Below are 25,174 nucleotides of genomic sequence, written 5' to 3' on the forward strand. Positions count from 1 at the left end.
GCGAACTTTGCGTTAAGAGCTTATCATTATTAAGATCAAAAAAAAGAACTATAATTTATTAGAAGATAGATTTATGAAATCGAAGATTCACGAATTCCTTAAAAAAATGAAGAAGTTATGAGTAAAAAGTTAATTGTAATCGCCACATTAGCATTGGCACCTGTGTTTTCGGCTCAGGAAATGGTAACAAAGCCCGTTCAGTCTTATCAGACGGCTCAGTATCAGGCTAAAAAGAAAGCTTTTGTAGACAATCTTTTGTCGAAAATGACTTTAGATGAAAAAATTGGCCAGCTGAATTTACCAAGTTCAGGAGATTTTACGACAGGTCTGGCTAAGAGCTCAGATATCGGAAAAAAAATCGAACAAGGTTTGGTGGGCGGACTATTCAATATAAAAGGAGCTGATGAAATCAGAGCCGTACAGAAGGTTGCCGTTGAAAACAGCCGTTTAAAAATCCCTTTGATTTTCGGAATGGATGTGATCCACGGTTATGAAACCACCTTCCCGATTCCGTTAGGATTAGCTGCTTCATGGGATATGAATCTGGTGCAGCAGTCGGCAAGAGTTGCGGCAAAAGAAGCATCTTCTGACGGGATCAACTGGACCTTCTCTCCAATGGTAGATATCTCCAGAGAACCAAGATGGGGAAGGGTTTCTGAAGGTTCCGGTGAAGATCCGTATTTAGGAAGCGAAATTTCCAAAAATATGGTGTATGGTTATCAGGGGAAAGATTTGTCTCAAAGCAATACTATTTTGGCCTGTGTAAAGCATTTTGCGCTATATGGAGCAGGTGAGGCAGGAAGAGACTATAATACAGTGGATATGAGCCACGTAAGAATGTTCAATGAATATTTTCCACCTTACAAAGCAGCTGTAGATGCAGGTGTAGCTTCTGTGATGGCTTCATTCAATGAAGTAGATGGGGTTCCTGCAACCGGAAACAGATGGCTTCAGACAGAAGTGTTAAGGAACAAATGGAACTTCAAAGGTTTCGTAGTTACGGATTACACAGGGATCAATGAAATGGTAGACCACGGAATGGGTGATCTGCAACAGGTTTCAGCTTTAGCTTTAAAGGCCGGAATAGATATGGATATGGTGGGTGAAGGTTTTTTGACTACTTTAAAAAAATCTTTATCTGAAGGAAAAGTAACTCAGGCCGAAATTGATATGGCGGCGAGAAGAATCCTTGAAGCAAAATATGACCTGGGATTATTTACAGATCCTTACAAATATGGTGATGCAAAACTGGCAGCAAAAGAAGTTTACAATATGGAAAACCGAAATATTGCCAGAAACGCAGCAGCTCAGTCGATGGTTTTAATGAAAAACGAAAATCAGGTTCTGCCTTTGAAAAAATCAGGAACTGTTGCTGTGATCGGGCCATTGGTGAATAACTCATTAAACATGGCAGGAACGTGGAGTGTAGCAGCACAGCATGACAAAGCCGTGAACTTAATGCAGGGACTTCAGGCCAATTATGGAAAAGATGTAAAATTCATTTCTGCTAAAGGTGCAAACATAGACTATGATGCAAAATTAGAAGATATTTACGCAGCTCACGGCAAAAAAACCGACAGAGATAACCGTTCAAAAGAAGCATTGTTAAAAGAAGCGGTAGATGTAGCCAATAAAGCAGACGTTATCGTTTTAGCTATCGGAGAATCTGCGGAAATGAGCGGTGAATCTTCTTCAAGAACAGAAATTACGATTCCTCAGTCTCAGGTAGATTTATTAAATGAATTGAAAAAGACAGGAAAACCAATTGCAATGGTGCTTTTCACAGGCCGTCCGTTAGCTTTAACGAATGTAAAAGATACTCCTGATGCTATCTTAAATGCATGGTTTGCTGGTTCGGAGGCAGGAAATGCTATTGCTGACGTTCTTTTCGGAAAAGTGAATCCTTCAGGAAAGCTGCCGATGACGTTCCCAAGAAGTTTAGGGCAAGTTCCTATTTATTATAATGCTAAAAATACGGGTCGTCCTTTAGACCAGAAATTAGTTGATAAATGTGAATACCAGAGATTCCGTTCAAACTATATGGATGAGTGTAATACTCCGCTTTATCCGTTTGGGTATGGATTAAGCTATACGAAATTTAATTATTCAGATATTACCGTTTCAAATGCTAATCCAAAAGGAAATCAGACGGTTCAGGCATCTGTAACAGTTACAAACGCCGGAAACTATGACGGTGCTGAGGTTGTTCAATTGTACATCAGGGATATGGTGGGAAGCATCACCAGACCTGTAAAAGAATTGAAAGGATTCCAAAAGGTAATGCTGAAAAAAGGAGAATCTAAAAAAATTACCTTCGATATTACTCCGGAAAATCTTAAATTCTACAACGGAGACTTGAAATACGATTGGGAGCCGGGAGAATTTGACATCATGATCGGAACTAATTCCGAGGATGTAAAACATTCAAAAATCAACTGGACTAAATAATTACCAAGCCACTCGAAAGAGTGGTTTTTTTATGATAGTAAAGTTGCATCCCTACTTTGGCATACTTTTTATTAATATTGACATAGCTTTAAATTAAAACAAATGAAAAAAACAATTTTATTCGGTGCAATGATTTTCGGTTCTTTGGCTTTTGCTCAAAAAACACCTATACTAGGAGGAGATAGCGATGCTCACGGATGCAAGGGATCAGCAGGATATACATACTCTCAGATTAAAAATGACTGCGTAAGACTTTTTGAAGAAAAAATACAGCTGGATGAAGTAAAGCCAAAAAATGGTTCTAAATCTATGACTGCCGTAATTTTCAGCAAAGACATGAAAAAGGCAGAAGTTTTTCTTCCGGACATGAAAAAAAGTCTTATCCTGACAAAACAGGCGAAAACAAATACATGGAAAAACGGAAGTTACTCTCTTTTAACTCTTAAAAAAGGATACGAGTTAAGAAAAGGTAAAGAAGTTATTTTCAAGTAATAAAACGGTTATTCTAAACCTAAATGAAATGAAAAAAGCTATTTTATTCGGTGCAATGATCTTGGGATCCTATACTTTTGCACAGGAAAGAGGTCTTCCGGGAGGCGACAAAGACGTCCATGGATGCAGGGGTTCGGCAGGATACACATACTCACAGCTGAAAAATACTTGTGTGAGGTTATTTGAACAGAAAATACAGCTGGAAGAAGTTAGTTCAGATAAAAGCTATACTTCCGGGACAGCGGTAATTTTCAGTAAAAATATGAAAAGAGCTGAAATTTTTATACCAGACGGAAATGCAAAAAGCATAATCCTGGAAAGACAGGGAAAAAGTAAAGTCTGGAAAAGTGGGAAACATATAAAAGATACTTATGTTTTAACCCCTTACAAAAAAAGTTATCAAATTAAAAAAGGAAATACAGTAATTTTCCAGTAAAATCAGTTAATAAATATTTTCAGAAGCCATTCGAAAGAGTGGCTTTTTTATTTATATAAAAATACTTATCATTCTCGAGTATTTAAAGCCACAAAGTTTGTCACCCTGAAAGGGTCTAAGCATTGTATTAGAAATAGAAACCAGCATTGAAAAAAAATCCGCAAAACAGGATTTTTCTCTCTCATTTAAAAAGCGTAATTTTGTACATCTAAAAAGTAAAAGAAAAGAATGAATTCCTACAAAAATCCATTGGAAGAACGCTATTCAAGCGAAGAGATGTTGTTTAACTTTTCTCACAACAATAAATTCCAGAACTGGAGAAAGCTTTGGATCGCCCTTGCTGAAATCGAAAAAGACCTTGGACTTGAAATCACAGACGAGCAGATCGCTGAATTGAAAGCCAATGCAGAAAACATCGATTATGAAAAAGCGGCAGAATACGAAAAAAAATTCCGTCATGATGTAATGGCTCATGTTCATACGTATGGCGATGTGGCACCTTCAGCAAAAGGAATTATTCATTTGGGAGCTACTTCAGCGTTTGTAGGAGATAATACAGATTTAATTCAAATCCGTGACGGGCTTTTAATTTTAAAGAAAAAGCTGGTTAACGTTATCAAAAATTTAGCAGATTTTGCTATTCAGTATAAAGATTTACCGACTTTAGGTTTCACTCATTTCCAGCCTGCTCAGTTAACGACAGTTGGAAAAAGAGCAACACTTTGGTTACAAAGTTTGGTGCTTGATATTGAAGAGCTTGATTTCTTCTTAGAAACTTTACGTTTCAGAGGGGTAAAAGGAACGACAGGAACTGCTGCGAGCTTCCTTGAGCTTTTCAACGGTGATTATTCTAAAGTAAAGCATTTAGATAAAGAATTGTCAAAGAGATTCGGTTTCGAAAAAGTTTTCGGAGTTTCAGGACAGACTTACGACAGAAAAATTGATGCGAAAGTAGTTGCATTATTAGGAAATATTGCACAATCCGCTCATAAATTCACAAACGATTTACGTTTGCTTCAAAACCTTAAGGAGATTGAAGAACCATTCGAGAAAAACCAGATCGGTTCATCTGCAATGGCTTACAAACGTAATCCAATGAGAAGCGAGAGAATCGGAGCATTGGCAAAATATGTAATGTCTTTAACGACGAGTTCGGCTATGGTTGCTTCTACGCAATGGTTTGAAAGAACGTTGGACGATTCTGCAAATAAGAGATTAACAATTCCTCAGGCTTTCTTAGCTGTTGATGCGATTCTATTGATCTGGAACAACATCATGAACGGAATTGTAGTATATCCGAACAGAATCAACAAACATATTATGGAAGAACTTCCTTTCATGGCGACAGAGTACATCATCATGGAAGAGGTGAAAGCCGGTGGCGACCGTCAGGAAATCCACGAAGTGATCAGAGTTCATTCCATGGAAGCGTCTAAAAAAGTAAAAGAAGAAGGTAAGGAAAACGACCTTATTGAAAGAATTTTAAACGACGATTCTTTAAAATTAGATAAATCAAAATTAAAAGAAGTTCTTGATCCTAAAAATTTCATTGGTTTTGCACCAATTCAGACGGAAGAATTCATCGCCAATGAAGTTCAGCCGATTATTGATGCCAACAAAGATTTGATAGGACTAGAGGCTGATCTTAAAGTATAATTGATATGCAGTCTTTTCGGCTGCATATTTACTTTGTCAAAGTTGCAAATCTTTGACAAAGTTTAAAGTAATATCATCAGATAAGGAATACTGTAGTAATTTCATCCGAATGAAAAAAATATTTCTCATCATATCATTGATTCCAATTCTTTCTTTTTCGCAGGAAACGGAAGTGCTAAAGTATTTTAAATCAAAAGATTCCTTGGTCGGAGTTAAAAATCAGGATGGGAAAATTATTGTTCCTGCACAGTTCAAAGTTTTTTCTTATTTGAAAGATGGAGAATTGGTAAAAGGGGAAACCATCTATTTTGATGGTGATAAAAACAACGAAAAACCCGGAAAAAATGAGTGGGGGTATGTGTACGACAGAAAAGGGAATTTCCTGTACAGACCATTTTTTTACGACAACGGAGCGGATTATTTCTCTGAAGGCGTAAGAAGGTTTGTCAAAAATGGGAAAGTTGGCTTTGCAGATAGAAACGGTAAAACTGTTATTGAAGCTCAACATGATTTTGTATCGCCGTTCAACTATGGGTATGCCGCTTTTTGTGATGGCTGCGACTGGGAAAAAACAGACGATGAGCACAAAGCAATGGTCGGCGGGACATGGGGAGTGATGAATTTAAAAGGAGAAATTATAAAACCTGTTTCAAAATCTCAAAATACGATTGAAGTTGACGGAAAATATTTCCGGAATCCATTTAAATACAACGAAAAAGAGAAGGGTATTCTTCAGTTTTTCGAAAAACAAAATAAAAAGCTTTCAGAACTGTATTATGTAAATCATTATACAAAGTTATCTGAAAACGAAAAAAAATTATTCTTTGAAATCGTAGAAAGACCCAAAGAAAATTTTCCTTTCTATCAGGTAAACACTTATGACTACGGCAGGAGGGAAGCAGGATTAACCTATGATTATAAATTCATGGTCTCAGAAGATGGCAAAAACGTTTTTGCACTCGACTATGATGAAGAAAAAATTCCTTTTGAAAAATGGCTTAAAAGACAAATAAAACAAGCCGAAAAGTTTCAGAAAGAACATCCGTATAATCCGAATAAATTAAGTAAATAAGTCTAATAAAATAATATCTGACATCTAATGTCTCAAAACAAAAGAATTTTCGTAGAAAAAAGAGGAATTTTCGATGTGGAAAGTCCAAAAATTTTTGATGAAGTAAAAGCGGTGGTTCCGTCTGTCCAGAATGTAAAAGTGTACAATGTTTACGACATTTTTGGATTGAATGACGGAGAATTCGAAAAAGTGGTAAACAGCACTTTCGTAGATCCGGTTACTGATATTTTACACGAAGAAAACCCTGCAAAAGGAATTAATTTCGGAATGGAATTTTTACCGGGGCAGTACGACCAGCGTGCAGATTCTGCTCAGCAGTGTATCGCTTTACTGACTGAAAATGAGAAGTCCAAAGTGAGAAGCGGGAAATTAATCGAGTTTGAAGGAATTTCCGAAGCTGATTTAGCAAAAATCAAAGATTTGTTAATCAATAAAGTAGAATCTCAGGAGAAAGATCTGTCAATTTTAGACATTCCTGCGGAAGAAACCCCTTCAAAAGTTATTGTTCACGAAAATTTTAATTCATATAATTCGGAAGAATTAGAGAAATTTTATAACTCTCATGGTTTTGCATTAGGTTTAGATGATTTGAAATTCATTCAGGAATATTTTAAATCTGAACAAAGAAATCCTACGGAAACTGAACTTAAAGTTTTAGACACCTACTGGAGTGACCACTGCCGTCACACAACATTCGAAACAGAATTATCGAATATTGAGTTTGAAGGACAGTTTAAACATACATTGGAAACTATTTTCAATGATTATATCGAAAAAAGGAAGTTCTTAGGACGCGAATTGAAACCAATCTCTTTAATGGATCTGGCGACCGTTTGCGGAAGATATTTTCATAAAACAGGCCAATTGGAGAACCTGGTGGTTTCTGATGAAATCAACGCCTGTACAATCCAGATCGAAGCTGAATACGATGGTAAAAAAGAACCTTGGTATTTACTATTCAAAAACGAAACTCACAATCACCCAACGGAAATTGAACCTTTCGGAGGTGCTTCAACTTGTTTAGGTGGAGCAATCAGAGATCCTTTGTCCGGACGTTCATTCGTTTTCCAGGCGATGAGATTAACGGGTGCAGCAGACGTTTTAGAACCGGTTGATCAGACTTTACCAGGTAAATTACCTCAAAAAACAATCACAAAACAGGCAGCGAATGGATATTCTTCTTACGGTAACCAAATTGGTTTGGCGACTACGATGGTTTCTGAAATCTATGATGAAGGCTACAAAGCAAAAAGAATGGAAGTTGGTTTCGTTGCGGGAGCAGTTCCGGTGGACTGGGTAAGACGTGAAAAGCCAGAAGCTGGTGATTCTATCATCATCTTAGGAGGCGCAACAGGTCGTGACGGTGTTGGTGGAGCAAGCGGAAGTTCAAAAGAACAGGACGAAACTTCGATCCACACAATGAGTTCTGAAGTTCAGAAAGGAAATGCGGTTGAAGAGCGTAAAATCCAAAGATTATTCAGAAACCCTGAAGTAACAAGATTGATTAAAAAATCTAATGACTTCGGAGCTGGCGGTGTTTCTGTAGCCATCGGTGAAATTGCTGATTCTTTGGAAGTTAATCTTGATGTTTTGCCTTTAAAATATGAAGGTTTGAACGGAACCGAGCTTGCTATTTCTGAATCTCAGGAAAGAATGGCGGTTGTGGTTGAACCAAAAGATAAAGAGCAGTTCATTAAATTCTGTGAAGCTGAAAATATTGTAGCTGTGGAGGTTGCAAAAGTGACAGATTCCGGAAGAATGCAGATGTTCTGGAAAGGGGATAAAATTGTTGACCTTTCAAGAGCGTTTTTAGATACGAACGGTTGTTCAAAAAGCCAGGAAGTTAAAATCAGTCACCTTAATGAAGTAAAAGAAGAAACTCAATCATTTAATGAAGAGAATTTCTTGAAAATTTTAGGTGATAAGAATGTAGCTTCTCAAAAAGGTTTATTGGAAATGTTCGATTCGTCTATCGGTGCGACTACGGTGGCGATGCCTTTAGGTGGAAAATATCAGCAGACTTTGATGGAAGGAAGTGTTCAAACCTTACCTATTATCGGAGCAAAAAATATTGAAACAGTTTCTTTGGCGAGTTGGGGATTCGATGCAGAGATTTCTAAGCAGAATTCTTTGTTGGGAGCTTCTTATGCAGTTGTAGAAAGTGTTGCGAAGATCGTTGCGATGGGTGGCGATTATAAAAATATCAGATTCAGTTTCCAGGAATATTTTGAGAAATTAGGTCAGAATCCTGAAAAATGGGGTAAACCTTTAGCTTCTTTGTTGGGAGCTTATGATGCTCAGATTAATTTCGGTTTGGCAGCAATTGGTGGTAAAGATTCAATGAGTGGAACGTATCAGGATCTGAATGTTCCGCCAACGTTGATTTCTTTCGCTTGTGCGAACGGAGAAAAGAAAAATATTATCTCTCCTGAATTTAAGAATGCAGGTAATAAAGTGTATTTCTTCAATCATATTGCTCAGGAAAACGGACTTCCGAATTATGATGCTTTAAAAACTGTTTTTGAATTCATTTTTGAAAATATTAAAGCCGGAAAAATTGTTTCTGTGAAAACGGTTAAAGAAGGTGGAGTTGCTGTGGCTTTAGCAAAAATGAGCTTCGGAAACAGATTAGGTGCTGACATTACTGTTGATGAAAAAGTTTTATTAACTAAAAATATCGGTAGCTTAATCATTGAATCTAAAGAAGAGTTAAGTTCTACAAGTATTCAGTTAATTGGAGAAGTTAAAGATTCAAATGTTATCAAAATTAACGATGCTGAATTTGAAATTGAGAAATTATTAGCAGCAAATACCAATACGTTTGAAAATCTTTTTCCAACGATTGAAAAAGAAAAAATTACGGTTGAAATTGATGAGAAATTAAACTCGATCAATCCAAGAAATATTATCATTAAAAAACACGGAATCGCTCAGCCAAAAGTATTCGCACCGGTTTTCCCGGGAACAAACTGTGAGTATGATACGTTGAACGCTTTCGCAAAAGAAGGTGCAGTTACAAGCAGCCTACCTTTAATCAATATCAATCACCAATTATTGGATGAAAGCATTGATGCCTGGGTGGAAGAAATCAAAACTTCTCAGATTCTGGCTTTCTCAGGAGGTTTCTCTGCGGGGGACGAACCGGATGGCTCCGCAAAATTCATTGTAAACGTTTTGAAAAACGAAAAGATGAGAAATGCAGTGCACGAATTGCTCGACAGAGACGGAATGATCATAGGTATCTGTAACGGTTTTCAAGCCTTAGTTAAATCCGGATTATTACCTTACGGAAGAATTAAAGATCTGGATGAAAATTCTCCGACTTTGGCTCACAATGCCATCAGAAGACACATTTCCCAAATGGTGAACGTGAAAGTATTGAATGACGAATCTCCTTGGTTAAAAGGAATGAAGGATCAGGTTTTCACGATCCCGATTTCGCACGGTGAAGGTCGTTTCATGGCTTCGGAAGAAGAAATTCAGAAGTTGTATGAAAACGGGCAGATTGCTACGCAATATTTAGATTTAGAAGGAAACATCGCTCACGGAATGCCATTCAATCCAAATAATTCATTGTTCGGAATTGAAGGAATCACGAGTCCGGACGGAAAAATATTCGGTAGAATGGGACATCCGGAACGTTTTGCGGAAGGGTTGATGAAAAATATTCCAACTGCGAATTATCACAATATCTTTAAAAACGGAGTGGAATACTTCAAATAAAACGAAATACATTTCAATAGTAAAAGATTCGGATATAATAATATCCGAATTTTTTTTTTTTTTTTTTTTTTTTTTTTTTTTTTTTTTTGGTTATTTCTGAAAGAATTTTCTTTAATGTTGCCTTTTAATTAAAATATTTCATTTAAAATCTATTTTTCACTAATTTTGATAATTATAAACTTTTAACCATGCTAAAAAACTACTACCTATTATTATTTTCATTTTTTACAATGATTTTCGCGAAGGCCCAGTCCGGAAATGCTCTGGATTTTGATGGGACTAATGACTATGTTTCCTTCAGTGTTCCGACAATGTTTAATAATTTTGCCAGTCAGGATTTTACGATTGAAGCAAGAATAAAACCAACGGCTTTTACTGTTAGCCGGTTTTTTTTTGTGCAGACAACCAATTCCAACTTTGTCAGTATTTTGATAAGTACATCTGGAAATCTGTATGCTTACATAAGCGGAACCAATAATTTTGCAACTACAAGTACTCTCACTCTGAATGCCTGGAATCACATCGCAGTCACAAGGTCAGTGAGCAGCAATACTACATCATTATATATTAATGGTGTTTTACAAACTACGGGATCGGGGGGCAGTACATCATTGGGAACTCAGAATTTAATGACAATCGGAGCCAGAACGGACGGAGCCCAACCATTTAAAGGAACTATTGATGAATTCAGGATCTGGAATACGGTAAGAACCGAGTCTCAAATAACGGCGAACATGAATAATCCTTTAATATTACCACAAACAGGATTGGTTTCTTACTATAAATTCAATCAGGGAATCGCAAACGGAAACAACCCAACTGTTACTACGCTTAACGATGAACTTAATACAGGAAATGGATTTTTATTAAATTTTGCATTAACAGGAACAACATCTAACTGGGTAGGTTCTAGTACTTTATCTGTAAATGATGTTAATCATTCGTCATCTCTTTCATTAGCGCCCAATCCGGCAGAAAATGAAATAAAAATCTCGGGGTTAAAGCAAAAAACTTCATATAAAATTTTTAATGCTGCAGGACAGTTGATGAAAACAGGCAATGTGGCGAATGAAAATAATATTATTCAGATCTCAGACTTAAATAGCGGGATTTATTTTATTAATTTAAATAATGAAAAAATAAAGTTCATTAAAAAGTAATTATTGATACTACATTTTCACTATGAAAAATGAAAATTCAAATAAAAAAATGACTGTCATCAATGGCAGTCATTTTTCAAATCTGGAAGGCTTCTACGAAGAGATTTCACAGCTTTTTATGCAAGATGCAGATTGGAAAATAGGAACATTAGATGGTTTTGATGATATTTTGTATGGAGTTAAAACTGACATCACCTGGAAAAATTCCCGAAAGTCAAAAGAAGATTTAGGCTTTAATGCGACCAAAGAATTTTATGAAAATAAAATCAGACAGGGAAAGCCTTTTAATGTTAAATTAATTCAACAAAAACTGAATGAACTGATCGATGGAAGCGGACAGACCTTATTTGAAATTTTAATCGAAATTATACAATCGCACAAAAATATTACGCTAATTTTGGATTGATTTTTATTAAATAAAATCTTAATGTTTCAAAAACTTTTATATATCAATGCCCAACCTATTTTCCTACGGAACATTACAAAAAGAACAAGTTCAGATCGAGACCTTCGGAAGAATTTTACAAGGAGAAAAAGATATTCTAGCCGGATACAAACTTAAAATGTTGGAAATCACCGACCCTGAAGTGCTGAGAAAAAGCAGCCAAAAATATCACCCTATTTTAGAATTTTCCGGAAGCAATGAAGATGAAGTGGAAGGTGTTTTATTTGAAGTGACAGATAAGGAAGTCCTTCAGGCCGATAAATATGAAGTGGATGATTACAAAAGAATTGAAACCACTTTTAAATCCGGGAAAAAAGGATTTATCTATGTCGGTAACAGATAATTCTAACGATCTAATTAACGAAAAAATAAAAGTTTTTGGCAACTACATACCACTTTACACAAAACAAGATGGGAATAAAAAGACCATAGCGTTAACTACGGTCTAATCACCAAGATATTACCAGAGTATTAAATTAAAGTAGATTAAACTATTAGGGGTTACCCCTTAAACATAGTAATAATCTCGATGATTGCTTTAATGGCAGGTATAAGAGCTGAAATTAGTATTAAAACTTTATACCACTTATTAAAATTTCTCATCTTTCTTCTTTTCTGTTAAATACTCAGTGGACAAGGAAAGAAATCTTTTCAAATGTACTAAAAAAGGACTAGATTTTCTAGTCCTTTATGTTTTTGGTAAATGGCTTTATTAATCTAGTATATAATCATCTTTCTTTAGATTAGTGAACATATAAATAAATGCTATTAAATGAGCTACAGTATCTATTATTGCTGATATTTTCATTAATCTTGTAGACTCTTCAAAAGCAAAAACTAATGATATGTAGTATATTACTGATAACAGAGATAGTGCAGTCAATATAAGGAAACCAACTTTTTTATTTTCTTTTGGGAAAATTCTCAATGCTACTTCTATACCAAATCCTACAGACATCATAATCACAACAAAGTCAGCCCAAATTGTAGTTTCCATTTGATAAATTAAGTTTATAAGCCTAAGTATAAATCCTTCTAAAATTCTGGCTAATACAGTAATAATAAAAAACGCTGGTACAAATAATAAATACCTAATAGTTTTCATAGTTAAAAATGTTTTGTCCACTCAGCCCCTAAAGTGGAGTTGCTAACTTTGTTAGGACACAATTCTTATACTCTTTATCTTTAAGAGTATAAGAATTGTGTCCTAACAAAGTTAGCAACTCCATAGCTGTAATGAGCTAATACCCTTCTTGTGCGAGGTTACAATATAAATAGCCATAAACCATTTCTGTAGACCTAGTTTAGTGTTATCAAAAATAGTATTGGTTTTAACATTGAAGTATTTACCTGTAGCTCTGCAACGATATTTATTGCCTTTGCATTTATACACTGTTGAATTCTCATCGAATGGAGAAACAACATTACCATCCCAACGCAGTTTTTCTAAATGATCAATACATGATTGCTCGTCTGGGAATGCTTTTACAAGGTCTAAGATTGATTTGAAATTTTGAGTTAGCATAGTTTTGTGTTTGTTTTTATGTGACATAATATAAGTAGTTAATTACACAAAAACAAATTTATTCTGTTAAAATTTTAGTGAAATTGATGAGTGTTTATTTTCCTTATCTTTCTGTAAATCAAAAAGAAATGGAATACAAAACATTATCTGATCTTCAAAAAATATCTGAAGATGTATTAAAATTAATGAATGGACTTAGTTACTGGGAAGTTACAGAAGTATTAAAAAATGTTGAATTTTCTGCAAAAAATAACTCATTTATTGATATCGGCTAAAAGCTCTTCAACAGTTTTCATATTTATTACTATTACATCCCCATTTGAAAATTTAATAGTTACCCGTGAATATCCTAATCTTTCTATCTTACCTTCTGATATAGATACTATTTGATCTATATTATAATATACACCTTCAATCTTTTTAAAGTTTGCCATAAGTAATTAGTTTCTACTAATATATGAAAAAAGGACTACAATTTTGTAGTCCTTAATAATTTTGTGTAAAGTGGTATGTAGTTGCCAAGTTTTTATTTTACTACTGACAGCTAGTTGTCACTGGATTTTTTTATTTTTATCCTAAAACAAAACGAAAAATGGAAAATATTATACTCGAACCTTTTAAAATAATCGGGATCTCTATAAGAACAACCAATGAAAATGGCCAGGCGGCAAAAGATATTCCGTTATTATGGGAAAAACTGATGCGTGAAAATATTCTGAGTAATATTCCGGATAAGATTGATAATACCATTTATTCCGTATATACAGATTACGAAAAAGATTTCACAAAACCATACACAACTCTTTTGGGCTGCAAGGTAAATAGTTTGGATATTATTCCTGAAGGAATGGTCGGTTATTCTTTTGATGGTGGGGTATATAAGAAATTTACTGCAAAAGGCGATCTTTCTAAAGGAGTGGTTATTAATGAATGGAATAAGATATGGACCATGAATCTAAAGAGGGCATACACTGCTGACTTTGAGATATATGGAGGCAAATCACAAGATACTCTAAATGCGGAAGTAGATATTTTAATTGCTTTACAATAAATATTTCCAATAAATCAGAACTCCTGCAATAATTGATACAATTGTCATCAGAAGAACTGCACCGGCAGAAATGTCTTTGATAAAACCAATACTTTTGTCAAATTCCGGCTGTATAAAATCGCAGATTTTCTCAATGGCTGTATTAAAAATCTCAGCAGCTAGAACCCCTAAACAGACGATCAGAATAAGAGTTGTATCAGTCGTTGTCAATTTTAAATAAAAGATCAAAAAAAGATTAATTAGAAATGCAAGCAGCTCAATCTGAAAATTCCTTTCACTTTTCATCATAAAAAAAATACCTCGGAAAGCATTCCAAAAACTTTTATGGAGGGGTGGTTTTTTCATGATAAAATATTATTCACAAATATACTTAAATGATGAAAAATAATGAGTACATTTATCATCTTAAAGAGAAATCTTTCTCAACAAAAAAATGTGGGGTAGAAATAGTTACAGAATTCTTTTGATGGTTGTTAATAACTCTCAGGATTATTCTTTTCCATCTATTTTCTATTTATTATATTTGTAAAAATTTATTTTTAAATCTATGAAATTTATTATTTCAAGTGGTGAACTGCAGAAGGCTTTGCAAACTGTAAGTGGCGTAATATCAAGCTCTCAATCGAGACCGATTTTAGAAAACTATCTTTTTGAATTAGACGGAAATAATGTTACCATTACAGCATCTGATGGCGAAACGACTCTTGTAACTTCTCTGGAAGTAAAGTCTGACGATTCAGGGAAATTTGCTGTTCCTGCTAAAATTTTTCAGGATTTTATCAAGACGTATGGCGAGCAGCCTCTCACGTTAGCCGTAAAGGATAATGCGGAAGGTACAGGAAGCCAGCTTGAGATTTTAGACGAAAAAGACAATTTCGCAGTAGCGTTGGACAATGCGGATGATTATCCTGAGCTGCCGGAATTTGACGCTTCTCAAAGTGTTACAATGTCAGCCGGAGTTTTGTCTGAAGCACTTACCAATACTCTTTTTGCAACAAGTAACGACTCACTGCGTCCTGTAATGACAGGAGTTTTGTTCCAATTTGGAGAAAATGAAACTAATTTTGTTTCTACGGATTCTCACAGATTGGTTGTGTACAAGAGAACGGATTTGATGAATGCCGAACCCATGGAATTCATCATGCCTAAAAAGCCTTTAAACATTTTCAAAAATATCTTAGCCAGCTCAAATGAAGACGTTACCATCGATTTTAACGAGAACATGGCCAAGTTTACTTTCGGAAAACATATCTGGATCTGTAGATTAATTGACGGGAAATACCCGAACTACACTGCAGTAATTCCAAAAGAAAACCCGAATGTATTGACTATCAACAGGAATCTTTTATTGGGGGCAATTAAGAGGGCTTCTATCATGTCAAATAAATCCACCAATCAGGTGAGATTTAAGCTGTCTGCAAATATTCTTCACCTTCACGCAGAAGATACGGAGTATGCAAACAAAGCGGATATGCAGATTCCTTGCGACTATAACGGGGAAGATATCAATATCGGATTCAGCTCTAAATTCTTAACCGAAATGTTAACGATTTTAGGTTCAGATGATATCACCATGAAAATGTCTCAGCCAAACAGACCCGGAATCATTGAACCGCTTGATGGTCTGGAAGAAAACGAAAATATTTTAATGTTATCAATGCCGGTTATTGGGTTGTAATATTAATTAAAATAATACTTAAGAGGTTTTGATTTTTCAGAACCTCTTTTTATTTGAAGCTTTTTCCCGCTTTCGCTACTCGCTTTTTCTTTTTCGGCGGCCTCCTCGTCGAAGACGAGGCCGCCGAAAAAGAAAAGAGCTCAAACATGCCGCTTAATCGGGGCTAGGGTAAAGTGTTTTATTTAGGTATTAAAAATATTCATAAAGTTTGTCATTCCGTAGGAATCTAGACTTAGTTTTAGAAAAGCGATGGCATATTTAAATTCTGCCATCATTTGCTGAATAGAACGTCTTAGCGAACAAAAATATTCGAAATTTAATAATTCTATTCTTAGCGATCTTAGCGTTAAAAAGAAGGATTTTGAGATTGTTTCGTCGCTTCGCTTCTTGCAATGACAATGTCTTGCTATTCCAGTCGAGAAAAAGAAAACTATTAAGACAAAATTAAACTCTTAAAGTCTCTCAGAAATTTCTCTATTTCTCAAAAAAACACGACATTTGTACGCTTAAACTATACAGGTAATATTGTATAATATTCTAATAAATTTTTCAAAATATATCAAAATGAAACCGAAAGGTTCCATCTAAAAAAATAGAAATTATCAGATGAAAATATCAAATAATTGGCTGAAAGACTTTATCAAAACGGAACTGAAAACTGAAAGAATCGGTGAATTCCTTACGGATATAGGCCTTGAAGTTGAAGGTATAGAAAAATTTGAAAGCATAAAAGGAAGCCTTGAAGGAATTGTTGTAGGCAAGGTTTTAACCTGCGAAAAACATCCGAATGCAGACAAATTAAGAAAAACAACAGTAGATGTAGGAAACGGAAAGGTTTTGAATATTGTTTGTGGAGCACCCAATGTAGAAGCCGGACAAACAGTTCCTGTAGCGGTTGTAGGTACTAAAATCTATGATAAAACCGGTAACTTTTTTGAGATCAAGGAAGCGAAAATAAGAGGGGAAGTTTCTCAGGGAATGATCTGTGCTGAGGATGAACTGGGTCTTAGCGATGATCACGGAGGGATCATGGTTCTGGATGCCGAAAAATATGAAGTTGGGCAAAATTTCGCCGATTATTTTGAGCTTACAAACGATGAGGTTTTTGAAATAGGTTTAACGCCAAACAGAACGGATGCCATGTCTCACTATGGTGTTGCAAGGGATTTATTTGCATTTCTTTCCACAAATCAGCAGAAATCAACTTTTGAAAAGGTATCGTCAGTGGTATTGAATAATGAAGGTTCACATGATTTCACACTGGAAGTAGAAGATCCGGAATTGTGCCCAAGATATATCGGAGCTGTAATTGAAGATGTGAAAGTTGCAGATTCTCCAGACTGGCTTAAAGATAGATTAAAAGCGATCGGATTAAGCCCGATTAATAATATTGTAGATATTACAAACTACATTCTTCACGGTTTGGGTCAGCCGCTTCACGCTTTTGACGCAGATAAGATTGAAGATAAAAAAGTGAAAATCGGAACGGTAAAAGAGGGTACAAAATTCACAACTTTGGATGGTGTTGAAAGAACGCTGAATGGTTCCGAAATCATGATCAAAGACGGAAAAGACAACCCAATGTGTATTGCCGGAGTTTTCGGTGGTGCCAATTCGGGAGTTTCCGGCGAAACAAAAACTATTTTCCTTGAAAGCGCTTATTTCAATCCGGTTGCGGTAAGAAAAGGGGCTAAATTTCATGGTTTGAATACAGACGCATCTTTTAGATTCGAGAGAGGTGTAGATCCTAATATTACAAGAACGGCAATTACCCACGCCATCAAACTGATTCAGGAATTGGCCGATGGTAAGCTGGTTGGAGATTTGCTGGAAGAATATCCAAAGAAAATTGAAGACAATTATGTGATCATCAGGTTCTCAAAAATCGAGCAGATTTTAGGAACGAAAATTCACAGGGAGAAAGTAAAAGAGATTTTAAAAGCTCTTGATATTCAGGTTTTAAATGAAATTCAAAATGGTCTTGAAATCTCTGTTCCGGCTTACAGAGCGGATGTTACGAGAGAAATTGACGTTATTGAAGAGATTTTAAGAATTTACGGCTATAATAAGATTGATGCTCCGCAAAAGATTTCATTCACTCCTGTAAAGCTTAGTGCACAGGATCAGGATGAACTGGAAAATAACTGGGCCAGAACTTTGCAAAGCTTAGGCTTTAATGAAGTAATGAATAATTCTCTAACTTCTGTAAAAGATGAAACGGATGCCGTGAAATTGCTAAATCCTTTGAGCAATGATTTGGCTGTCATGAGAAAATCTTTGTTGGAAGGTCTTTTGGAAAATGCCATTTACAATATCAACAGAAAGAATCAGGATATTAAATTCTTCGAATTCGGAAAAATTTACCACAAAAAGGAAAAATACGAGGAAAGAAAACAGCTGGCAATTTTAGTCACCGGGAGAGAGGTTGCTGAGAACTGGCTGCAGCCAAAATCTGCCACAAGCTTCTATAACTTAAAAGCGTATGTGAAAATTTTATTGGAAAGATTGGCGGTTGATTATAAGGAAGTTGCTTTGGCTGACGAACGTTTTTCTGATGCTCTTTCCTATGAAGTAAACGGATCTGCTTTAGTAAGAATCGGTAAGGTAGCACCACAAATGCTGAAAGATTTCGATATTGATCAGGAATGTTTCTATGCAGAAATTGAGCTGGAATATGCTCAGAAACTGCGCTCAGAAAACGAGCTGAAATTCCGTGATATTCCTAAATTCAATAAGATAAGAAGAGATTTAGCATTATTGATTGATAAAAATGTGAACTATCAGGATCTTTACCAGACCGCTAAAAAGAATAAGTCTCCTTATATTAAAAATATTAATTTATTTGATGTTTATGAAGGAAAAAATCTTCCTGAAGGTAAGAAGTCTTATGCTATGAGCTTTGAGCTTTTGAATGAAGAAAAAACGCTTGAAGAAAAAGAAATTGCAGCTGTAATGGATTCTTTGGTTAAATCTTTCCAGAAAGAATTTAATGCTGAATTAAGAGGATAATAAAATAACAAATATATAGTAACGGACTTGGAAAGGTCCGTTTTTTATTAATAAGCATTTTAAACTTGGCGCGATTTGTGTATAAAAGCAACTGTTAAATAACAATAAAATTATAGGGAAGCCGTTTAATAATATAATTTCCCGTAAATTTGATTTAAATTAAAATAACAAATGAAAAATCTTTTTTTAGGTATATGCACAGCGGTAGTACTGGCATCGTGTGGATCAATGTCTAGCCCTTCAGCTTCTAAAGTAGGGAAAGCCCAGCCTTCATTGGCAGACACAAAATGGACGTTGGCAGATAATGTAAAAGGGAAAGTTCCCACATTGAATATCGAAGGCGAAAAAATTAATGGAAATGCCGGATGTAACAATTATTTCGGGACAGCAAAAGTGGATCCTTCTACGGGTAATTTTTCTGCAGGGCAAATGGGCTCTACCAGAATGGCTTGTGATAATATGAATGTTGAAAATAACTTCATGGATATGATGGGCAAAGCCAATAAATATGTAGTTTCTGGAAATACGCTGGAATTGTATAAAGACAATCTTCTATTGCTAAAATTCAATAAAGCTGAATAAAACAAAAGGAACTCAATTGAGTTCCTTTTTTATGTTTGAATTGTTAAATTATTCTTCCTCTTCGTCGTCGTACTTAGCCAATTCTTCATCACACCATTTAAACGCAGCTTCTACCACTTTTGTAGCCTCATCTGCCATCGTTTCTTCGTCGTCACCTTCAAGATCGTCTAACCACTCCACTTCTTCTTCCTCAACGTTTAAGATAAATCTTGGATATTCTGTGTGAACTACGAATAGATCTTCTGGAAATTCCGAATTATCTGCTAATAAAAACTTTGGTAATTTCATTTTTTTAATGTTTTAACTTTAAATCAAAGATAATAAAATTATTGATATTTGTTCTTGTAGATTTTATTTTTTTAAAAAACTTTATACCTCATTAATGTGGCTTCTACAATATATATTATGTTCTAAAAATAAGATGAATTAAATTTATAAAATTCTATTATTCTTTTATTTTGAAAACATTTTTGCAACTTTTTCAGCTTTTTTACTTTCTGAGTAATCGTAGAAACCTTCTCCGGATTTTACGCCCAGTTTGCCTGCCATCACCATGTTTACAAGCAATGGATTCGGAGCATATTTTGGATTTTTGAAGCCGTCGTACATTACATTTAAAATAGCCAGACATACATCAAGACCGATAAAATCTGCCAACTGAAGAGGTCCCATGGGGTGAGCCATTCCCAGCTTCATTACCGTATCAATTTCTTCAACACCGGCAACTCCGTTGTAAAGTGTTTCGATAGATTCATTGATCATGGGCATCAGGATCCTGTTCGCTACAAATCCAGGGTAATCATTTACTTCTACAGGAACTTTTCCTAATGTTTTGCTCATTTCGTAAATAGCATCAAAAGTTTCTTTGGAAGTAGAGTATCCTTTAATTATTTCCACCAATTTCATGATGGGAACAGGATTCATAAAGTGCATCCCAATTACTTTATCAGCCCTTTTTGTAGCGGCTGCAATTTTAGTAATAGAAATAGATGATGTATTGGTCGCCAAAATACAGCTTTCGGGAGCAAATTCATCCATCTGTCCGAAAATTTTCAGCTTCAGTTCCTGATTTTCAGTAGCTGCTTCTACGATTAAGTCGGCATTTCCTACTGCATCTTTAAGTGCCGTGAACGTTTTTATATTGCCTAATGTTTCAGATTTTTGTTCTTCCGTAAGGTTTCCCTTTGCAATTATTCTGTCAAGATTGGTGGTAATGGTTTTCAACCCTCTGTCTAAAGCGTCCTGTGATACATCTACAAGGTTTACTGAAAACCCGCTTTGTGCGAAAGTGTGTGCAATACCATTTCCCATGGTTCCTGCTCCGATAACTACAATGTTTTTAATCATTTTTCCTTATTTAATTAAATTTATTTTTTATAGATAGTTAAATTTCTTGCTTTACTCAGATCATCTTTTGTTACGACAGTAGCTTCATCAAAATTTACAATGCCGTCCCTGTTTTCTCTTCTGGCTTTATTTTGTGAATCAATTGCTGTTTTCAACCCGCTTATGAACTTACTTTTCTGGGTTTTAGAAAGGTTATCAGTACCTATATAAAGATTGTATTCTCCTTCTCTTCCCAATCCGCTCTGCTTATACACTTCAAGATTATTTACTTTATTTTTGCTCTGAAACTGGCTTATGTAATTCATCACAGGCTTATCAGACGGGGTTCCGCAGCAAATGCTTCCGTAGCTGATCTGTACATAGTTTTGGCTCTTTTGTGAAAAGAAAAGTGCAAAACTGAAAATCCCTGTAAATACTAATATTTTTTTCATATTTAAATTGTTTTTAAAAATAAGCTTAAAATTTTACTTATTAAAATAATCCCAGGCTGTCTTTGAAATGTCCGAAATTATTTTACAGTTTACTGCATCCGTTTCCATTGAATTAGTGACAAATACAGCGATTGCATAATGTTTACCATTAGGCAAAGTTACGATTGCAATTTCATTTTCTGCACCGGTTAAACCTTCTTTATTTTTCCCGGAAGCTCCCGTTTTTCTTGCCACGGGAGTGTTTTTTGGAAGCTGCTCAACTAATTTGTTTAATCCCGTAGATGTTGAAAGCATTATTTTCATCAGGTAATCCGTAGATTTTTTTGAGATCAGTTTTCCGTCATAAAACTTTTTCATAACATCAACTGCAGACTGCGTGGTGCTGTAATTCTCATACTGTACTTTCCAGTCTTTGTGCATATCTTCTTCGTTGTGTTTAATCTGAAAGCCTTTCACACCTTTAGAATCCATAAATTTCTGAACGGTTTGCGTACCTCCTATTAATTTCAAAAGAATATCACAGCCATTATTATCACTTTTTGCAACGGTAAGTTCCAGAATTTCACTTAAAGGAACTTCTACATTTCCATTGGGATATTTATCTCTCAGAGGCGACCATGTGTTTTCTAATAAATTTGATTTATCCAATAAAATTTTCTGATCCAGGGATAATTTTTCTTTATCTACAAGGTCCAGTACTGCAACCGCAATGTGAAATTTGAAAACACTCTGCATGGGAAGCTTTTTATCTGCGTTTTTATTGTAGGTAAAGCCGTTTTCAAAACCCAAAACGGAAACTCCGACAGTGGCTTTCTTATTTTTTATAATTGAATTTATTTTTTGAGCCAAAACAGATTTCTGTGCAAGGGTAAATGCTGAAATCAAAAGGAATATAAGTCCTATTTTTTTCATAATTTTTGTTTAAAATTTATTTAATCACAAAATCAGATTTATCAAGAATAAAATCGAAGATTTGTAACAGGGTGAATTTAAAAATTAAAGTCGTAATCTTTTGCCTCTTTTGTGGTTAAAAAAACGTTAAAAAGCAAATCCCTCTTAGAAACTAAAAGGGATTTGCAATGTAAGATTTTTATTATTTTACTTCAAAATATTTCAGGTTGGCTCCGTCACTTTCGAAAAATATCCTGATTTTATTTTCGCCCTTTTTGAGGGTAACTCCTTTTGCTGAAGTTGTTTTCCAGTTTTCATTTCCTCCTGTTGAAGTCAGCTGAACTGTTGATAAATGTTTTCCGGAAGCATCTTCAATTCTGATTTTTGCGTCCTTATCAGCAGCATAATTGATGTCAAAAGTATATGCTTTATCAGATTTTGAATGAATCGTGTACTGGATCCATTCTCCTGCTTCCGTTTTACCTATGTAATATTGATTGTCTTTGGTTTTGTAAATATCCACCCCGTCATTTCTCAATTGATTTCCGGAGTTCCATTCAGAGCGTTTTGCTGCGTCGCTTACCCACAGGTTGATAAAATCTTTGTCCAAATAGGCGGCGTTCATTCTTCCCAAATCATAGTCTGTTGCTGCTATTTTTCCCGGAACCACAAGGCTTTTGAATGGTCTTGTGGAGCCATCAGTAGTTTGCCTGAACATTGCATCAATAACATCATTTTTAATTTCCACATTACTGAACTTATAGTTGGCGGCAATTTTCATTAAAGCTTTTGCGGCAAATTCTTTTGATGGTTTTTCTCCTCCGTTTTTCCAGTAATCAAGCAGTTTTTGATATTCCTGGGTGATTTTTACGTTTGTGATTCCTGCAATATTATCAATTTTCTTCATCGGCCAGAAGGCGTAACCAATGTTGTGTTTATCAAGCAGCTGAATTAATTCCGTAAACCAGACATTGGAATTTTCCCCGGTTTCTCCCAGCCAGATTGGGATATTATGCTTTTCTCTTAAATCAAGGGCAAATTTTAAGGTAGCATCATCATTATAATTCCAGTATTTATGAAAGCTGAAAACAAGATTATTGTCCCAAAGCGGTATCAGTCCATTGTAATTATTTCCCCATCCGTTACCTTCAAGGATAATAATATGCTTTTTATCAACCTGGCGGATGGCTTCCGTAATATCTTTTTGAAGCTTCCAAAGCGGAGCGTTTGACATTTCATCGGTTCCGTTCTGATTTTTTCCGGTGAAATTAATATTAGGTTCATTGATTAAGTCATAGCCACCGATCCAGGGCTCATCTTTATATCTTTCGGCTAGTTTTTTCCAAAGGGCTATTGTTTTTTTCTGATTTTCTTCGCTTTCCCAAAGTGACGGTTTGGATTTATCATTATCGGAAATATTGACGTCATTTCCCTGTCCGCCGGGTGCAGCGTGGAGATCGAGAATTAAATACATTTTATTATCAGCACACCATTTTAGCAGGTCATCTGTCATTTTAAATCCGCCTTCAAGCCATGTATTTTGCCCTTTTACCTTTTCTTTTTCGATGGGTAAAGTATATAAATTATAGTGCATTGGCAGCCTGATAGAATTAAATCCGGCTTTTTTCAGAAAATCTATATCCTGTTTGGTGATTCCGTTTTTTAAATATGCTTTATAGAATTCATTCATTCCGTCTTCACCGATCAGTTCTGCAATTTTTTCTTTGATTTTGTATTGAGGACCGGCAAAATCGGCGGTTTTCAGCATATAACCTTCCTGCAGCATCCATCCTCCTAATCCCAAACCTCTCAATTGTACATTTTCACCTTTGTCGTTAACAATTTTTTGACCATTTGTTTTTAAAAGCTGTGACGTCCCAAATTGAGACAATAAAAAAGCGGATAATAGGATGGCTCTTTTCATAGTAGTTTTAATTTAAAATATTAGGAGATTGTTTTAAAGAAATTATTGTTTTGTATTTAACAAATATATTTAAAAATTTTTGAATAAGTTCAATTATAAATAATTGTTTATATAAAGAATTTTTGAGTAAAGCCGTTTTAGGTTATAATTAAAAAACGGGCTAAAGCCCGTTCCTATTGATCAATAATTTAGTGTAATTTGTGCAAATATTCGTGAATTACTTAACCTAAGAAATAAGCTTCATCACCTCCAAAGCCACTTTCAAGGCCTCCGTTCCGTCTTCGATAGAAACCTCCACGTTTTTATTTTCCGTAATTGAATCTGCGAAGGAATTCAATTCATCCAAAATAGCATTATTAGGTTGGATATTAGGATATTCAAACAAAATCTGGTTCTTTTCTCCATCAGCATTTTCAATAATCATATCAAATGGAGTAGGGTTTTCAGGAGCATCTTTCATTCTGATCACTTCCGCTTTTTTCTCCAGAAAATCTACAGAAATATAGGCGTCCTTCTGGAAAAACCGGCTTTTTCTCATCGCCTTCATTGAAATTCTTGAAGTGGTAAGATTGGCAACACATCCGTTTTCAAATTCTATTCTTGCACTGGCAATATCCGGAGTTTTACTTACTACACAAACACCGCTTGCATGGATATTTTTAACCTTTGATTTTACAATGCTTAATAAAATATCCAGATCATGAATCATTAAATCCAGCACCACAGAAACATCCGTTCCGCGCGGATTAAACTCTGCAAGCCTGTGAATTTCAATAAACATCGGGTTGTTGATGAATTCTTTCGTAGCAATAAAAGCAGGATTGTATCTTTCAACATGTCCTACCTGTGCTTTTATGCCGTTTTCCTGGCATTTTTGAAGGATTTCTTCTGCCTGCTCAAGTGTTTGGGTTACCGGTTTTTCAATGAAGAAGTGAAGCCCTTTTTCAATGGCTTTCAAAGCATAATCATAATGATAAACCGTGGGAGTTACAATGTCCAGCATATCGATCTGATCAAGTAATTCATCGAAGTTCTCAAAATATTTATAGCCTAATTCAGCTTCTAATTTCTTTCCGTTTTCCGCATCTTTATCATGAAAACCAATAAATTCATATTTATCCGACTGATTAAGAAGCCTCAAATGTATTTTTCCCAAATGTCCGGCACCTACCAAACCTGCTTTTAACATGCTGTATTAAATTTTTGTAAATATAATCATTTTAGATATTAGGAAACAGATGATAGGTTTTAGGTTGATAATTCATTATTGTTTTGTTATTTTTGTCAAAACTATTACCTGCTAC

24 protein-coding genes are annotated in these 25,174 nt (G+C 35.1%); 14 read left to right on the plus strand and 10 right to left on the minus strand.

The features are described from left to right. Positions 1-117: 117 nt before the first annotated feature. From bglX to H560_RS0114820, 9 genes are all read left to right on the plus strand, one after another. Complete coding sequence (gene bglX / locus H560_RS0114780; RefSeq protein WP_027380762.1) at positions 118-2,448, plus strand: beta-glucosidase BglX; 2,331 nt, start codon at positions 118-120, stop codon at positions 2,446-2,448. A gap of 102 nt (positions 2,449-2,550) precedes the next feature. Continuing rightward, on the plus strand, positions 2,551-2,940 hold the full coding sequence (locus H560_RS0114785; RefSeq protein WP_027380763.1) for a hypothetical protein: 390 nt from the start codon (positions 2,551-2,553) through the stop codon (positions 2,938-2,940). Between the two features lie 28 nt (positions 2,941-2,968). Next, entirely contained in the window at positions 2,969-3,376 is a 408-nt protein-coding gene (locus tag H560_RS0114790) for a hypothetical protein (protein WP_027380764.1), read from the plus strand. 228 nt (positions 3,377-3,604) lie between these two features. Next, complete coding sequence (purB, locus tag H560_RS0114795) at positions 3,605-5,032, plus strand: adenylosuccinate lyase (protein ID WP_027380765.1); 1,428 nt, start codon at positions 3,605-3,607, stop codon at positions 5,030-5,032. A gap of 109 nt (positions 5,033-5,141) precedes the next feature. Then, positions 5,142-6,104 carry a WG repeat-containing protein gene (locus H560_RS0114800; protein ID WP_027380766.1) on the plus strand — a complete coding sequence of 321 codons (963 nt, stop codon included), beginning with the start codon at positions 5,142-5,144 and terminating at the stop codon, positions 6,102-6,104. A 27-nt stretch (positions 6,105-6,131) separates the two neighbouring features. Continuing rightward, positions 6,132-9,827, plus strand: coding sequence for a phosphoribosylformylglycinamidine synthase (locus H560_RS0114805; protein ID WP_027380767.1), 3,696 nt, complete (start codon positions 6,132-6,134; stop codon positions 9,825-9,827). A gap of 230 nt (positions 9,828-10,057) precedes the next feature. Next, positions 10,058-10,987, plus strand: coding sequence for a LamG-like jellyroll fold domain-containing protein (locus H560_RS0114810; protein ID WP_027380768.1), 930 nt, complete (start codon positions 10,058-10,060; stop codon positions 10,985-10,987). A 22-nt stretch (positions 10,988-11,009) separates the two neighbouring features. Further along, positions 11,010-11,393 (plus strand): ribonuclease inhibitor, encoded by a 384-nt coding sequence (locus H560_RS0114815; protein WP_228372489.1) that lies wholly within the window; start codon positions 11,010-11,012, stop codon positions 11,391-11,393. Positions 11,394-11,439: 46 nt separating this feature from the next. Then, positions 11,440-11,775 (plus strand): gamma-glutamylcyclotransferase family protein, encoded by a 336-nt coding sequence (locus H560_RS0114820; protein ID WP_027380770.1) that lies wholly within the window; start codon positions 11,440-11,442, stop codon positions 11,773-11,775. A gap of 369 nt (positions 11,776-12,144) precedes the next feature. Here H560_RS0114820 and H560_RS0114825 read toward each other — a convergent pair whose 3' ends face one another. Together H560_RS0114825 and H560_RS21735 are read right to left on the minus strand one after the other, a co-directional pair. Then, positions 12,145-12,537, minus strand: a complete 393-nt coding sequence (locus H560_RS0114825; RefSeq protein WP_027380771.1) for a hypothetical protein — start codon at positions 12,535-12,537, stop codon at positions 12,145-12,147. A 111-nt stretch (positions 12,538-12,648) separates the two neighbouring features. Next, the gene (locus H560_RS21735) at positions 12,649-12,984 is read right to left on the minus strand and encodes a hypothetical protein (protein ID WP_051289349.1); all 336 of its coding nucleotides are present in this window, start codon (positions 12,982-12,984) and stop codon (positions 12,649-12,651) included. 59 nt (positions 12,985-13,043) lie between these two features. On the opposite strand from H560_RS21735, the gene H560_RS0114835 reads away from it, so the two are divergent. Further along, complete coding sequence (locus tag H560_RS0114835; protein WP_027380772.1) at positions 13,044-13,232, plus strand: hypothetical protein; 189 nt, start codon at positions 13,044-13,046, stop codon at positions 13,230-13,232. On the opposite strand, the gene H560_RS0114840 is transcribed toward H560_RS0114835, so the two are convergent. Then, positions 13,212-13,391 (minus strand): hypothetical protein, encoded by a 180-nt coding sequence (locus H560_RS0114840; RefSeq protein ID WP_027380773.1) that lies wholly within the window; start codon positions 13,389-13,391, stop codon positions 13,212-13,214. The two genes, H560_RS0114835 and H560_RS0114840, sit on opposite strands and share 21 nt — an antisense overlap. A gap of 158 nt (positions 13,392-13,549) precedes the next feature. On the opposite strand from H560_RS0114840, the gene H560_RS0114845 reads away from it, so the two are divergent. Beyond that, complete coding sequence (locus H560_RS0114845; protein WP_027380774.1) at positions 13,550-14,008, plus strand: GyrI-like domain-containing protein; 459 nt, start codon at positions 13,550-13,552, stop codon at positions 14,006-14,008. On the opposite strand, the gene H560_RS0114850 is transcribed toward H560_RS0114845, so the two are convergent. Beyond that, complete coding sequence (locus H560_RS0114850; RefSeq protein ID WP_027380775.1) at positions 14,000-14,353, minus strand: diacylglycerol kinase; 354 nt, start codon at positions 14,351-14,353, stop codon at positions 14,000-14,002. The two genes, H560_RS0114845 and H560_RS0114850, sit on opposite strands and share 9 nt — an antisense overlap. A gap of 202 nt (positions 14,354-14,555) precedes the next feature. Here H560_RS0114850 and dnaN point away from each other — a divergent pair, with 202 nt between their 5' ends. From dnaN to H560_RS0114865, 3 genes are all read left to right on the plus strand, one after another. Beyond that, positions 14,556-15,686: a DNA polymerase III subunit beta gene (gene dnaN, locus H560_RS0114855; RefSeq protein ID WP_027380776.1), complete on the plus strand. Its 1,131-nt coding sequence runs from the start codon at positions 14,556-14,558 to the stop codon at positions 15,684-15,686. Between the two features lie 606 nt (positions 15,687-16,292). Next, complete coding sequence (gene pheT / locus H560_RS0114860) at positions 16,293-18,695, plus strand: phenylalanine--tRNA ligase subunit beta (RefSeq protein WP_027380777.1); 2,403 nt, start codon at positions 16,293-16,295, stop codon at positions 18,693-18,695. A 171-nt stretch (positions 18,696-18,866) separates the two neighbouring features. Then, positions 18,867-19,277 (plus strand): META domain-containing protein, encoded by a 411-nt coding sequence (locus H560_RS0114865; protein WP_027380778.1) that lies wholly within the window; start codon positions 18,867-18,869, stop codon positions 19,275-19,277. 48 nt (positions 19,278-19,325) lie between these two features. Here the strand turns inward: H560_RS0114865 and H560_RS0114870 are convergent, their stop codons facing one another. The 6 genes from H560_RS0114870 to H560_RS0114895 all read right to left on the minus strand — a co-directional run bounded on the left by H560_RS0114870 (position 19,326) and on the right by H560_RS0114895 (position 25,059). After that, the gene (locus tag H560_RS0114870; RefSeq protein ID WP_027380779.1) at positions 19,326-19,565 is read right to left on the minus strand and encodes a hypothetical protein; all 240 of its coding nucleotides are present in this window, start codon (positions 19,563-19,565) and stop codon (positions 19,326-19,328) included. A 165-nt stretch (positions 19,566-19,730) separates the two neighbouring features. Then, positions 19,731-20,621, minus strand: coding sequence for a 3-hydroxybutyryl-CoA dehydrogenase (locus tag H560_RS0114875; protein WP_027380780.1), 891 nt, complete (start codon positions 20,619-20,621; stop codon positions 19,731-19,733). 23 nt (positions 20,622-20,644) lie between these two features. Further along, complete coding sequence (locus H560_RS0114880) at positions 20,645-21,055, minus strand: hypothetical protein (protein WP_027380781.1); 411 nt, start codon at positions 21,053-21,055, stop codon at positions 20,645-20,647. A 33-nt stretch (positions 21,056-21,088) separates the two neighbouring features. Then, a complete protein-coding gene (gene bla-A, locus H560_RS0114885; protein WP_027380782.1) occupies positions 21,089-21,967 on the minus strand; it encodes a CGA/CIA family class A beta-lactamase in 879 nt (292 codons plus the stop codon). Positions 21,968-22,148: 181 nt separating this feature from the next. Then, entirely contained in the window at positions 22,149-23,870 is a 1,722-nt protein-coding gene (locus tag H560_RS0114890; RefSeq protein WP_027380783.1) for a cellulase family glycosylhydrolase, read from the minus strand. A 226-nt stretch (positions 23,871-24,096) separates the two neighbouring features. Further along, a complete protein-coding gene (locus H560_RS0114895) occupies positions 24,097-25,059 on the minus strand; it encodes a Gfo/Idh/MocA family protein (RefSeq protein ID WP_027380784.1) in 963 nt (320 codons plus the stop codon). Between the last annotated feature and the right edge of the window lie 115 nt (positions 25,060-25,174).

The organism is Chryseobacterium daeguense DSM 19388 (assembly GCF_000430825.1).
Classification (GTDB): Bacteria; Bacteroidota; Bacteroidia; order Flavobacteriales; family Weeksellaceae; genus Chryseobacterium; species Chryseobacterium daeguense.

Bases quoted from the DNA above. Each gene is read 5' to 3' on its own strand.
- H560_RS0114880 (WP_027380781.1), bottom strand. From the start codon at position 21,055: ATGAAAAAAATATTAGTATTTACAGGGATTTTCAGTTTTGCACTTTTC.
- bla-A (WP_027380782.1), bottom strand. From the start codon at position 21,967: ATGAAAAAAATAGGACTTATATTCCTTTTGATTTCAGCATTTACCCTT.
- dnaN (WP_027380776.1), top strand. From the start codon at position 14,556: ATGAAATTTATTATTTCAAGTGGTGAACTGCAGAAGGCTTTGCAAACT.
- H560_RS0114865 (WP_027380778.1), top strand. From the start codon at position 18,867: ATGAAAAATCTTTTTTTAGGTATATGCACAGCGGTAGTACTGGCATCG.
- bglX (WP_027380762.1), top strand. From the start codon at position 118: ATGAGTAAAAAGTTAATTGTAATCGCCACATTAGCATTGGCACCTGTG.
- H560_RS0114790 (WP_027380764.1), top strand. From the start codon at position 2,969: ATGAAAAAAGCTATTTTATTCGGTGCAATGATCTTGGGATCCTATACT.
- H560_RS0114840 (WP_027380773.1), bottom strand. From the start codon at position 13,391: ATGGCAAACTTTAAAAAGATTGAAGGTGTATATTATAATATAGATCAA.
- H560_RS0114850 (WP_027380775.1), bottom strand. From the start codon at position 14,353: ATGAAAAAACCACCCCTCCATAAAAGTTTTTGGAATGCTTTCCGAGGT.
- H560_RS0114815 (WP_228372489.1), top strand. From the start codon at position 11,010: ATGAAAAATGAAAATTCAAATAAAAAAATGACTGTCATCAATGGCAGT.
- H560_RS0114835 (WP_027380772.1), top strand. From the start codon at position 13,044: ATGAGTGTTTATTTTCCTTATCTTTCTGTAAATCAAAAAGAAATGGAA.
- H560_RS0114810 (WP_027380768.1), top strand. From the start codon at position 10,058: ATGATTTTCGCGAAGGCCCAGTCCGGAAATGCTCTGGATTTTGATGGG.
- H560_RS0114820 (WP_027380770.1), top strand. From the start codon at position 11,440: ATGCCCAACCTATTTTCCTACGGAACATTACAAAAAGAACAAGTTCAG.
- H560_RS0114870 (WP_027380779.1), bottom strand. From the start codon at position 19,565: ATGAAATTACCAAAGTTTTTATTAGCAGATAATTCGGAATTTCCAGAA.
- H560_RS0114825 (WP_027380771.1), bottom strand. From the start codon at position 12,537: ATGAAAACTATTAGGTATTTATTATTTGTACCAGCGTTTTTTATTATT.
- H560_RS0114845 (WP_027380774.1), top strand. From the start codon at position 13,550: ATGGAAAATATTATACTCGAACCTTTTAAAATAATCGGGATCTCTATA.
- pheT (WP_027380777.1), top strand. From the start codon at position 16,293: ATGAAAATATCAAATAATTGGCTGAAAGACTTTATCAAAACGGAACTG.
- H560_RS0114805 (WP_027380767.1), top strand. From the start codon at position 6,132: ATGTCTCAAAACAAAAGAATTTTCGTAGAAAAAAGAGGAATTTTCGAT.
- H560_RS0114895 (WP_027380784.1), bottom strand. From the start codon at position 25,059: ATGTTAAAAGCAGGTTTGGTAGGTGCCGGACATTTGGGAAAAATACAT.
- H560_RS0114800 (WP_027380766.1), top strand. From the start codon at position 5,142: ATGAAAAAAATATTTCTCATCATATCATTGATTCCAATTCTTTCTTTT.
- purB (WP_027380765.1), top strand. From the start codon at position 3,605: ATGAATTCCTACAAAAATCCATTGGAAGAACGCTATTCAAGCGAAGAG.
- H560_RS0114890 (WP_027380783.1), bottom strand. From the start codon at position 23,870: ATGAAAAGAGCCATCCTATTATCCGCTTTTTTATTGTCTCAATTTGGG.
- H560_RS21735 (WP_051289349.1), bottom strand. From the start codon at position 12,984: ATGTCACATAAAAACAAACACAAAACTATGCTAACTCAAAATTTCAAA.
- H560_RS0114785 (WP_027380763.1), top strand. From the start codon at position 2,551: ATGAAAAAAACAATTTTATTCGGTGCAATGATTTTCGGTTCTTTGGCT.